This window comes from Micromonospora sp. ATA51 (assembly GCF_016802855.1).
GTDB lineage: Bacteria > Actinomycetota > Actinomycetes > Mycobacteriales > Micromonosporaceae > Micromonospora > Micromonospora sicca.
This window is the reverse complement of the sequence record NZ_JAEVHJ010000053.1, coordinates 17,032-28,219: the sequence shown is the minus strand read 5'-3', so window position 1 is coordinate 28,219 and position 11,188 is coordinate 17,032. Positions and strand designations below refer to the sequence as shown.

The 11,188-nt window shown below is 69.3% G+C and carries 8 protein-coding genes and 2 pseudogenes; 3 read left to right on the top strand and 7 right to left on the bottom strand.

Going from position 1 to position 11,188, the window contains the following annotated elements; all coding sequences use genetic code 11:
* Positions 1 to 768, bottom strand: a 768-nt coding sequence (locus JNW87_RS11675) for a hypothetical protein (protein WP_238453662.1), incomplete at its 3' end; no start/stop codon positions are given.
* Positions 769 to 1,322: 554 nt separating this feature from the next.
* Between JNW87_RS11675 and JNW87_RS40585 the strand changes: the two are divergent.
* A pseudogene (locus JNW87_RS40585) lies at positions 1,323 to 1,454 on the top strand (integrase); the annotation flags it as partial.
* A gap of 34 nt (positions 1,455 to 1,488) precedes the next feature.
* Here the strand turns inward: JNW87_RS40585 and JNW87_RS11665 are convergent.
* From JNW87_RS11665 to JNW87_RS11650, 4 genes and pseudogenes are all read right to left on the bottom strand, one after another.
* Positions 1,489 to 1,992 carry a DDE-type integrase/transposase/recombinase gene (locus JNW87_RS11665; protein WP_109802464.1) on the bottom strand — a complete coding sequence of 168 codons (504 nt, stop codon included), beginning with the start codon at positions 1,990 to 1,992 and terminating at the stop codon, positions 1,489 to 1,491.
* Between the two features lie 198 nt (positions 1,993 to 2,190).
* Positions 2,191 to 2,478 carry a transposase gene (locus tag JNW87_RS11660; RefSeq protein WP_109802466.1) on the bottom strand — a complete coding sequence of 96 codons (288 nt, stop codon included), beginning with the start codon at positions 2,476 to 2,478 and terminating at the stop codon, positions 2,191 to 2,193.
* Between the two features lie 66 nt (positions 2,479 to 2,544).
* A pseudogene (locus JNW87_RS11655) lies at positions 2,545 to 3,375 on the bottom strand (IS256 family transposase); the annotation flags it as partial.
* 96 nt (positions 3,376 to 3,471) lie between these two features.
* Positions 3,472 to 3,738 (bottom strand): hypothetical protein, encoded by a 267-nt coding sequence (locus tag JNW87_RS11650; RefSeq protein WP_146231114.1) that lies wholly within the window; start codon positions 3,736 to 3,738, stop codon positions 3,472 to 3,474.
* 704 nt (positions 3,739 to 4,442) lie between these two features.
* Here JNW87_RS11650 and JNW87_RS41470 point away from each other — a divergent pair.
* Entirely contained in the window at positions 4,443 to 4,595 is a 153-nt protein-coding gene (locus JNW87_RS41470) for a twin-arginine translocation signal domain-containing protein (RefSeq protein WP_109802468.1), read from the top strand.
* Positions 4,596 to 4,684: 89 nt separating this feature from the next.
* Positions 4,685 to 6,466 carry an alpha-L-arabinofuranosidase C-terminal domain-containing protein gene (locus tag JNW87_RS11645; RefSeq protein ID WP_375373499.1) on the top strand — a complete coding sequence of 594 codons (1,782 nt, stop codon included), beginning with the start codon at positions 4,685 to 4,687 and terminating at the stop codon, positions 6,464 to 6,466.
* Positions 6,467 to 6,798: 332 nt separating this feature from the next.
* On the opposite strand, the gene JNW87_RS11640 is transcribed toward JNW87_RS11645, so the two are convergent.
* Both JNW87_RS11640 and JNW87_RS11635 read right to left on the bottom strand, forming a co-directional pair.
* Positions 6,799 to 9,705 carry a beta-L-arabinofuranosidase domain-containing protein gene (locus JNW87_RS11640; protein ID WP_238453660.1) on the bottom strand — a complete coding sequence of 969 codons (2,907 nt, stop codon included), beginning with the start codon at positions 9,703 to 9,705 and terminating at the stop codon, positions 6,799 to 6,801.
* A gap of 10 nt (positions 9,706 to 9,715) precedes the next feature.
* Entirely contained in the window at positions 9,716 to 11,188 is a 1,473-nt protein-coding gene (locus tag JNW87_RS11635) for a family 43 glycosylhydrolase (protein ID WP_109801574.1), read from the bottom strand.

The window sequence follows — 11,188 nt, the reverse complement described above, 5'->3', positions numbered from 1 at the left end:
ACCCTGGTCAAACGCACGCCGTGTTCCGATCTTCGGTTCCTGACCTTCGACAAGCCAGAAACCTACGCTGATCTTGGGACTTCGCCCAACATCAGTGGCCCCTTCGGGGCAGCTTCGCCTGGCGGGTAGCTCCACGCCGCGCCGGGAGAACTCGCCGAGCAGGTGCCGGGGTACCGATATGCGCCGCAGCGCCGTCTCGATCCGGAGATATTCCGGTGTGACGACGAACCGGGCGGCCGGCCCGGCCAGGTAGCAGCCGGCACCGCCGCTGGCGGCGAGCGCCAGTTCGAGCAGGCCGCCAAGGCGGGGCTGCTCACCCCAGTTCACCAGCGCGGCGCCGGCAAGTCCGCCAGCGGTGACCGCCATGTACAGGTAGGCAATGCCGCTGCGACGTCGTAGCGAGCGCCGCTGCCTCCCGATGCGGGGTGCCACCCCGAGCTGGTGGGGGACCTGCGGCAGGCGCAAGTCCGCATGGCGCAGGGCGCTGGCTGTGGTGATTCGTCCAGACACCGCTACAAAAAGCGCGACGGCACCGAACATCGCCGGGAACATGAATCCGTCGTCTCCAGCGGCGGCCTCGGCCGGGGTACGGGCCGCCCAGAGGACCGCCGTGACGCCGAGCAGCAGCAGTCCGACGCTCGACACGATCAGCGTCAGCCGCCAGGTCCCAGACGAGCGCGCCGTTGTCGTGCCACTCGATACGTGATCGCCGGCCCACGCCACACCCCCGCCGATGCCCGGCCGGCCATGCGACCGGCCACTGATCATCTTAAGAGCAACAGCCGAGCGGACGCCTGCGGTGATCGGCGCGCAGCGGACCGGCTTCGCTCAGCGCCGGAGGAGAATCGACGGGGGCCGTCTCTGGGCCGTCTGGGCCGTCGCCGGGCCGGCAAACGCGGCAGCGTGACGCATGGGGACCACGCGGGGACCACACGCCATCAGCGCGGGTGCACTGACTGCGAGCCCTTGAATGGTCTACGACAACTCGAAACGCGCGTGACGTGCAGTAACGCTTGACCCCACGTCCTGGGGGTCAAGGGGTCGTCGGTTCGAATCCGGCCGTCCCGACAGCAAAGGGGTTTCCGCAGCTCAGCGACTTGCGGGAGCCCCTCTTTTCATTGCTTGGTATGGATGCCTGGTCTAGCACGCCGCTGTTGGACTCCTTGAGTCGGGCAGGTTGTCATGCCACTGCTGGATCTTCAGAAGCTCACCGTCGGACTGTCCCAAACCTGGGCCGGGTTCCTGCGTGACTGGGACCGGTCGCTGCGGGCGGGAACTACCCGCAGACCACCCGTTACAGCTACCTCCTTGCTGCCCCTCAGTTGGGTCGGTATCTGGGGGAGTCTTCCCCGGATCCGGACGCCGACGGTGCGGCTGACGACCCGTGCGCGGTGACCCGGGCGCACGTGGAGGCGTTCCAGGCCTGGATGATCGACACCAGGTCGGCGTCGACCGCGCTGAACAAACACAAGGGGCTGCAGCAGTTCTTCAAGTGGCTGCTCGTCGACGAGCAGGCCATCGACCGCTCGCCGATGGAACGGGTTCGGCAGCCGAAGACACCCCGGAAGCTGATCCCGGTTCTGCGCGACGAGGACACCGGCAAAGCTCGGAATGGACCACGGTCTGCCCCTCGGCGGGGTGCCGTCGCCAGCGGGCCATGTCCAGGGCGTCGATGACCAGTTCGGAGCGCAGGTGGTCGGCGATCGACCAGCCCACGACTCGGCGGGCGAACACGTCCAGCACGACCGCGCAGTACACCCAGCCCTGGCTGGTGCGGTGCTGGGTGATGTCGGTGACCCACAACGCGTCCGGCCGCTCGGCGACGAACCGCCGGTTGACCAAATCCGCCGACGGCGACGCGTGCGGGTCCCGCACCGTGCAGCCCTTGCGGCGGCGCCGATACACGCCCTGCAGACCGGCATGCCGCATGAGCCGCTCCACCCGTTTACGGCCGCACCGCACCCCCGCGGCCAGCCGCAGCTCGGCGTGCACCCGCGGGGGATCCGTAGGTGCCCCGCGACATCTGATTTACCTCGTGGATCAGCTCACCGAGCGCCTGATCGGCCGCCTGTCGCCGCGACACGGGCCGGCCGCGCCAGTCGTAGTAGCCCGACGTCGACACCCCGAGGACCCGGCACGCCACCGCCACCGCGATCCCGCCGGCGGCGAGATCGGCGACGACCGGGTACATCATTTTGGGAGGACGTTCTCCCGCGCGAAATACGCCGCGGCCCGGCGCAGGATCTCGTTCTCCACCTCCAAGCGCCGCTTCTCCTTGCGCAGCGCCGCCAACTCTTTACGCTCGTCGCTGGTCAGGCCCTCGCGCCTACCGTCGTCGGTGTCAGCCTGGGCCAGCCAGTTACGCAGACACGACTCCGAAATCCCCAGATCCTTGGCGATCTCCCGGATCGGCTTGTCCCGCAGCCGAGCCAACTCGACCGCGCGCTGACGAAACTCCGGCGGGTGTGGTGCGGGCATCCGAACTCCTCCCTCGGCGACCAGTGTCGCCTCAGCTCAGGTGTCCGGGAAACCGGGGGAAGCTCAGATCGCGGCGGCGGCCATCTCTGCGTTGCCCTTGGGCACCTGGGCCAGGACGTTGCGCAGGAAATGCACGCGACATCGCTGCCAGGCCGCGCCGAGCAACACCGCGGCGATGGCTTGTTTGAGGCCGGTGTGGGCGTCGGAGATGACCAGCTGCACCCCGCCCAGGCCGCGGGCCTTGAGTGAGCGTAGGAAGGCGGTCCAGAACGCGCCGTCCTCGCTGTCACCGACGGCGAAGCCGAGTACTTCCCGCCAGCCGTCGGCGCGGACTCCGGTGGCGACCACGATCGCTTGGGAGACGACTCGCCGGTTGACCCTCGCCTTGCAGTAGGTCGCGTCGAGGAACACATACGGGAACGCCGTCGTGGCCAGGGACCGGTCGCGGAAGGCACCCACTTCCTCGTCGAGGTCGGCGCAGATGCGGGACACCTCGGACTTGGAGATCCCCGTATCGGCGCCGAGGGCTTTGACCAGGTCGTCGACCTTGCGCGTGGACACGCCGTGCAGGTAGGCCTCCATCACCACTGCGAACAGCGCCTGGTCCACCCGCCGGCGCCGCTCGAGCAGGCTGGGGAAGAACGATCCGGTGCGCAGCTTCGGGATCCGCAAGTCGAGGTCGCCGGCGGTGGTGGTCAGGATGCGAGTCTGGTGGCCGTTGCGTTGCGCCACCCGCGTCTCGCTGCGCTGATGGGGGGCGGCGCCGATCACCGCGGTCAACTCCGCCTCGATCAACGCCTGATAGATCGTCTCGGCCGCCTGCCGGACACGATCATTCACATCCGCTGCCTTGAGTGCATCCAGCACCTCCAACAAGGCAGACTGGTCCAGGGTCATCGCGTACTCCGTCCTCTGCGTGTTCTTGGTCGTTCACACAGAGACTCACGCGATGACCCACCTCTATGCCCGAGGCACGCCGAAGCAGGTCAGCTTCTACACCAACCAGCGGGACGCAACCCCGGGCGCCACCCGCAATTTGGTTTTCGCCCTCCAGTTGATCTGTCTCCGGCTGAAAGGCCGGCGCGTGAACGAGTTCTGGGTCATGTCGATGAGCGGGGTGGGCTCGACCAGGGGGCCGAAGGCCAGCTCCTTGATCCTGTTGAGCTCACGGTTCAGGGCGCGCCATGCCTTGATCCAATCGTGAACACGGAAGTCCTGTGCGTGGTCGAGCTGGTAGCCCATGGCAACCTTGATCCCCATCGCCTGACGCGCCAAAGGTGGACAAATGGGGCTGGCAGGACGCGAGCGGCGCGTTCTTGGCGTCGGACCCGCACTTGTAGTTGCGCTTGGGGGCGTGGGTCTGCTGCTCCTCGCCAGCAAGGGAGCTGCCCCCGTTGCGTTGGATGATCTTAGGCGACCTGCTACCCAGCCCGAGCCGGTGCCGCCGGCCGCCGTGGCGGAGCCGGAGCCTGAGCCTGTGCCGTTGCCGCGGATGGACGTGGTGGTGCCGCCGGACCCGGACCCGGCGCCGCCGGACGGTGCCGACGAGAACGCGGCGGCGCGGAAGGCGTGGCGGGATTCCGCGGCGGCCGGGGAGCCGCTGACCGGCAAGGCGCTCGGCGACCGCTTCAAGCGGAGCGAGTGGTGGGGCCGGAACCGGATCAAGGAGGCCCGGCGCGAGCTCCAGGCCGAGCAGGAGACCGGCGACGACGTCGCCGGCGAAACCGACCAGCAGGACGCCCGGGTGCCGGTCGGCGCCGGGGTCGAGTTAGAGGAGGAGAGACGCCGCAGGGCCTCCTCGCGCGGCGGCCCACTGACGAGGGTGAACGTTAACACCGCCGGACATAACCTGCCGATGTGGATTATCTGCACTCGGGGTGCCGCAGCAGGCAGGAGGGTTGACGTCTTTACCAGCGCTGATATGTTAACGCTCACTTGCGCGCAAGTTAACGCTCACCTGGCTTGTGAATTATTCCCCCAGAGGAGGCGAGCTCGTGAGAAAGGAACTGTCCCGACGAGATGTGCTGCGCCTGGGCGGCGGCGTCGTTGCAGCTGCCGGATTGCCGATAGCGCAGCCACAGCAGCCGACGCGGCGGCGACCGACCCCCAGACGCTGACCGTCGACACGTTGAGCCCCGCTCACGCCGTCAGTCCGACGCTGTACGGCCTGTTCTTCGAGGAGATCAACCACGCTGGCGTGGGCGGCATGTATGCCGAACTGATCCGCAACCGGGCCTTCATGGAGAGTGCCACGGCTCCGGCGTGGTGGGCGATCGTGCAGGATCGCGGCGGATCGGCGACGGCATCGCTGGACGGCGAACAGGCGCTCAACGCGGTGCTGACCCGCTCGCTGCGGCTGCGGGTGAACTCCGTTGAGTCCGGGCAGCGCGTCGGCATCGCCAACGGCGGGTACTTCGGCCTCCCGGTGGTGCCGGGGCGCACGTATCAGGCGTCGTTCTTCGCCAAGGCCAGCAACGGGTTCACCGGGCCGCTCACCGTCAGCATCGAGGATGCCGGCGGACGGCGGGTGCATTCGACCGCCCGCGTGAGCGGGCTGACCTCGACGTGGCAGCGGTTCACCGCCACCCTGCGGGTACCGCCCGGCGGGAAGCCGTCGACCAACAACCGGTTTGTCATCGGCATCGACCAGCAGGGCGGCAAGCCGTCCGAGGTAGCCCCCGGCACATCCGTGTGGCTCCAGGTGGTGTCGCTGTTCCCACCGACCTACAACGACGAACCCAACGGGCTGCGGCCCGACATGGTGGAGAAGCTCAAGGCGCTGAACCCGCGGTTCCTTCGCTTCCCCGGCGGCAACTACGTCCAGGGCCTCTACGACCCGAGCGATCCGTGGGGCACGCGCTTCGACTGGAAGAAGTCGATCGGACCGATCTGGACGCGGCCCGGGCATTACAACGCATCCTGGTCCTACTGGTCAGACGATGGCCTCGGCCTCTACGAGTACCTGCGGCTCGCCGAGGACCTGGACGCGACGCCGGTGATCGGGGTTTTCGCCGGGTTCAGCATCGACCGACAGCGGATCGGCAACGGGCGCGAGATCGTTCCCGAGGCGGACCTCGGCCCGTACGTTGAGGACGCGCTCGACCTGATCGAGTACGTGATCGGCCCGGTGACGTCGCCCTGGAGAGCACGGCGGGCCGCCGACGGACATCCTGAACCGTTCGCCACCCCGCTGATCGAGATCGGCAACGAGGACAATGCCCGCGGCGGATCGAGCAGCTACAACGCCTACCGCTACGCGAGGTTCCACGACGCCATCAAGGCGGCGTACCCGCAGATCACCACCATCGCCACGACGGCCGTCACCAGCCGACCGATGGAGGTCCTCGACGAGCACCTCTACAGCTCGCCGACGTCGTTGGCGGTTCAGGCGCACCGCTACGACACCTACGACCGCAACGGCCCCAACATCTTCGTCGGTGAGTACGCCGCGCGTCGGGGCAACTCCCAGGACATCTCGACCGGCCCGCTCGGCTACTCGCTGGGCGAAGCTGCCTTCATGACCGGCCTGGAGCGCAACTCCGACATCGTCACGATGGCCTCCTACGCGCCGCTGTTCTCCTTCGTGGGGCAGACGCAGTGGGGCTTCAACATGATCGGCTTCGATCCGCTGACGTCCTACGGGGGGGCGTCGTACTACGTGCAGCAGATGTTCGCTCGCAATGTCGGCGACCAGGTGCTGCCGGTCACGTCCGACGGCACGGGCCTGTTCTGCTCCAGCACGATTCAGACCGCGACGGGCGAGGTCCACACCAAGATCGTCAACACCGGCAACAGTCCGCAGAGCGTACGGCTCGACTTCGCCGGCAGCCGGGCCAGCACGGCACGAGTGCAGGTACTCAGTGACCCGGGTCCCGAAGCGAGCAACACGCTCGCCGACCCGACCAGGGTCATCCCCCGCATCGTCGACCTGCGCGGCTCGGACGGCAGTTCAGCTACCAGGTCCCGGCGAACTCGCTGTCCGTCGTGACGATCCGGCGGTAGCCGTGGCGGTGGATCGGGCCCTGGACCGGTGACCCGGGCCGCCGGTGATGGTTCCGCACGAATTGTCGCCGGCGGTCCGCAAGCACACAGCCGGCAGCAGCCCTGTCACGTGAAGGCGAACGGCGGCTCCGGGAGGCTCGGGCAGCGCCATCAGGGCGCTGCCCGAGCCCGCTACGGCTCGCTCGCAGTGTGGCCGTTCTGCTGCGTCACGACCTGCTCCGCAGCACAGGTCTACCTGCTGCAGTTCGTCCTCCTCCGAGCGAGCGCTCGTACCGGGGGACACGGAGCCGGTCGATCTCGGGCCCGGACGGAACGCGCTCACCGCGCCGATCGACGAGCGGAGGGTCCCCGGTCAGCCCGGCCCGGCTCGTGCCGGGCCGGGCGGTCAGTCGACGAACGACGCGCCCGGGCGGTGGCGAGGATCGTGCTCCTTTCGTCGGCCGTCAACAGGCCGTCCCGCACCCAGGAGCTGGTCAGGCTCTCCAACGCCTTGAGGAGTTCGGTCTTGTTGCGGTAGGGCGCGGCCGACCACAGCTCGTCCAGCAGCGAGACACCGTTGGCGCGTACCGGGTTCGCCACGCCGGTTTCCCGCCCTCCCAGCACCACGGTGGGCTCGGCGCGCCGGAAGTACACATGGGTCGGGTCCTCCGTGCCCTCATGGAACGGCGCGACCTCGCGGCCGTCGAGGGTGAAGTGCAGCGGCCTGCCCTCGACCGGCTCGAGGCTCGGCAACAGGTCACCCGAGAGCGCGGCGTTGCGGTACAGCCCGAGCGACAGGTACGAGCGGCTGGCGTCGCGGGTCACGAGGTTGACCGGGCCGTAGAAGAGCGACTGGAGCGACCGATCGTCGAGGGCGGCCTCCGTACGCAGGGTGAAGGGCAGCGACAGCGTCACCATGTCACCGCTGCGCCACGACCGGGCGATGCGCAGGTACGTCCCCGGCACGGCGTCCACCTTGAGTGCCTTGCCGTTGACCGCTACCGCGAACCCTGGGCCGACCCACGACGGCACCCGCACCATGAGGTCGAAGGTGGCGTTGCCGCGGATCGTCAGCCGGGTGCCCTGCTCCACCGGGAAGGCGGTGGACTGCTCCACCGTCACACCCTTGGCGGCCCAGCGGAGAGTGCTGGCGACGAAGAGGTTGAGGTAGAGCGCCGACCCGTCCGCGGCGGCGAAGAAGACCGAGTCCTGGTACTTGGTCGCGCTCTCCATCCCCGTGCCTTCGCAGCAGGTCGTGCCCTGCTTCGGGGTGTAGTCGCGGACGTGGCCGGGCGTGAGCCCGATGAAGTACGTGGCGAGTGGCTTCTCGGCGTCGGCCTTGTCCTGCTTCGACCCCAGCACCTGGTTGAACAGCGCCCGCTCGTAGTACTCCATGTACTTCGGGTTCTGTTCGTGGAAGAAGAGCACCCGGCTCAGCTTGAGCATGTTGTGCGCGCAGCAGGTCTCGGCGTTGGTCTCGCTGATCGTGCCCGCGATGCGGCCGCTCGCCCGCCAGAACTCGCCGGTGCTCGTGCCGCCGATGGCGTACATCCGGGCCGGGACCACCATGTTCCAGAAGCCCTTGGCGGCGGCCAGGTAACGGTCCTCGCCGGTCTCGTCGTGCAGCCGCACCAGCCCGGTGAGGATCGGGATGTGCTGGTTCGCGTGCAGCCCGTCGAGGATGTCCTGCGCACCGGCGCAGCTGTCGATGAGCCGGTTGAGGTCGAAGAGCTTGGCCAGCGCGACGTGCTCGGCCTTGCCGGTGAGCGCGTGCAGGTCGCAGATCGCCTCGACGATCCCGCCGTACTCGCCGCTGGAGAAGATGCCCCACATCCCTTGCAGGGTCGTGGCGGGCAGTTTCGACAGCCGCGAGTACATCCAGTCGCACATGCCCTCGGCCAGGTCGAGCGCCCGCGGGTCGCCGGTGGCCAGGTGTGCGTCGAGCAGTCCGCGCAGGATCTTGTGCGCGGTGTAGTAGGGCGCCCAGACGACGGTGTAGTTGGACGCCGTCATGGTCTCCAGGGTGATGAACTGCGTCTCCGGGTACGCCGCCAGGAAGCCCGGGTGGCTCGGGCCGCCCCAGGTGCGCAGCCAGCCGGCGTGTTGGCCGCGTCCCGAGGAGTCCTGCAGCACCTGCCCGTCGGTCTCGTCCAGGTCGTACGAGGCCAGGTCGCCCCGACCGGCGGGCGAGGCGGAGGCGGGCTGCGTCGACAGCGCGGCCACCTCGGCGTCGGTGAGGGCGCGGGACCAGAGGTTGACCTCGTCGAACGCGCCGGCGTAGACCGGGTCGGGGTAGAGCGACCGGCCGAGCCAGTAGTTCCTGAGCTGCCCGAGCTGGGCGGGGCCCAGCGTCATCGCGGTGTTGCGCCCGAAGACCGCGCCGTTGACGTAGAGCGTGCCGACGGTGCCGGTCAGGGTGAGCGCGACGTGACTCCACTCGCCGACCGGCAGGGCGACGTTGCCGTTGATGCCCTGCTCCCGGCCGGCGCCCCCGGTCGTGATCGCGAACCGGGGCATGCGGTTCTGGTTCCGCGCCGCCAGGTACATGTACCGCGTGGTGTCGTTGCCGAAGTCGAAGATCCGCGCCCAGGCGGCGTCGTGGCTCGGCTTCACCCAGGCGGCGAAGGTCAGTTGCGCCGCCGCCCCCAGAACCGTCGGGGGCAGCTGAAGGAACTGGTAGGAGCCGCGCTGGCTCTCGACCGCCGTCCCGAACCGCCCCGGGACGCTCCCTACCGACGGTGGGCGGTTGAGCGCCTCCCGGCACTCCACGAGCGCACCGACCATCGTCGAGATCCTGTCGGCGAAGGTCTGCTCGCCGGTGCTCGCGTACGCCTGGCTCAGCATCGACAGGAAGTGGCCGCTGTAGTGCCCGCGCAGGTTGCCGTTCGCCTCGCCGTCCAGGCCCTCCCAACCGCCGGGCGCGACGGCCCCGAGCGTGGAAAGCCCCGCGTTGGCCCGGAACACCTGGAGCAGCCGGTTGACGTCGTAACCGCGCGCGTAGTCGAGCATCAGCGCGCGCTTGTCGGCGAAGACGCCGGACCCGAGGGACACGTCGGCGAGGGCGAACGGGCGCAGCCGCCACGCCGCGGGGGCGGGGAGGGCGGCGCCCGACGGGGCGGTGGTGGCGCCCGACGGGGTGGCGGCGCTCGCCGAGGCCGCTGCCGTGCCCGCGAACGGGGACAACAGCGGCGCGGCGCCGACCAGCCCTGCGGCGCGGAGGAAACCGCGTCGGTCCAGAGTGGCCATGACGTCTCCCTCAGCTCAGCCAGAACGTCGACTTGGAACCGGACGGCTTGCCGACCGTGAGGCTGCCCTTGTCGTGGCGGACGTACACGCCAGGACGGTCGGACAGCTCCAGCGAGATCCCGTTGCTGTTCGCCAGGCCCGGGATCCGGCGGAAGCTGGCCTGCGCCGCGTACGCGCTGCCGTCCTCCACCGGGTCGATCCGCAGGCTCGTGCCGTCCACCACCCGCCAGTAGCGGTCCGGGAAGTTCACCGACTGGATCGACACGGTGCCCCCGCCGGCCAGCCCGGGAACGAACCGGAACTGGGTGTCGGCGAGTTCCCGCCCCGCCGGGTTGACGCGCAGCACGTACGCGAAGTGGCGCACGAAGGTGGACGAGGCGTCTGCCGGCGACAGCCGCAGGATCGGCCCGCCCTTGCCGACCGGCACCCCGAAGAGGGGAGTGCCGTCCTCGTGCCAGTAGAGGCGCTGCGCGCGGGCGTGCCGGTTGGGGTCGTAGAGCGGGTCGCCCACGATGTCCCGGTAGTCGCGGGCGTGGTACACCATCACGTCGGTCTCGCCGTCCTCGGCCACGGTGAAGCTGTTGTGACCCGGGCCGTACTGCTTCGTCTGCTCGTTCGTGGTGAAGATCGGGTCCGCGCTCTTGCTCCAGGTGGCCGGGTCGAGCAGGTTCGCGCGGTCGTCGGCGGTGAGCAGGCCCATGCAGTAGCGGGCGTCGGTGGCGCTGGCCGAGAACGTCATGAAGATCCGGCCGTTGCGCTTGATCACCGCCGGGCCCTCGTTGACCCGGAAGCCCTGGACCTCCCACGACTTCGTCGGGGTGGCGATCCGCGCCGGGGTGCCGGTGATGCTGAACGGCGAGGTCATCCGCGCGATGTAGAGGCTGCTGTTGGCGTTGATCTCCGGCTCGCTCTGCGCCCAGACGAGGTAGCGCTGGCCGTCGTGCTCGAAGGTGGTGGAGTCGAGCGCGAAGCTGTCCCACGGCGTGACGATCTGCCGCGGGGACGACCAGCCGCTGACGTCGCGGGGGTCGGCGGCGATGGACTCGATGACGTACATCCGAATCCGGAAGACGTTGTCGGAGTCGCCGGCGGCGAAGTAGATGTACCAGCGGCCGTCGATCCGGTGCAGTTCCGGCGCCCAGATGTGGCCGCCCATCTTCCCGCTGGTCGGCCGCCGCCAGACGACCGTCTCGGCGGCGCTGCCCAGCCCCTCGATCGTGGGCGAGGCGCGGACGATGAGCCGGTCGTACTCCGGCACGGAGGCGGTGAAGTAGTAGAGGCCGTCGGTGCGCGGCGTGACGAACGGGTCGGCCCGCTGCCACATTAGCGGGCTGGTGGTCGGGGCGCCGTAGATCTCGGCGTCCGTGGGCCCGGGCGCCGGCGCCGCCCAGGCGCCGCGGGCCGTGGCGGGCAGGACCAGCCCTGCCGCCGCCACGCCGAGGCCGCCGCGCAGGAGGTTACGTCGGGTGAGGTGCATGCTCAT

What these genes read in the sequence shown, in the direction of transcription:
- JNW87_RS11645 (WP_375373499.1), top strand. Translation starts at nt 4,685, where the DNA reads ATGTATGCCGAACTGATCCGCAACCGGGCCTTCATGGAGAGTGCCACG.
- JNW87_RS11660 (WP_109802466.1), bottom strand. Translation starts at nt 2,478, where the DNA reads ATGCCCGCACCACACCCGCCGGAGTTTCGTCAGCGCGCGGTCGAGTTG.
- JNW87_RS11635 (WP_109801574.1), bottom strand. Translation starts at nt 11,188, where the DNA reads ATGAGCATGCACCTCACCCGACGTAACCTCCTGCGCGGCGGCCTCGGC.
- JNW87_RS11650 (WP_146231114.1), bottom strand. Translation starts at nt 3,738, where the DNA reads ATGGGGATCAAGGTTGCCATGGGCTACCAGCTCGACCACGCACAGGAC.
- JNW87_RS11640 (WP_238453660.1), bottom strand. Translation starts at nt 9,705, where the DNA reads ATGGCCACTCTGGACCGACGCGGTTTCCTCCGCGCCGCAGGGCTGGTC.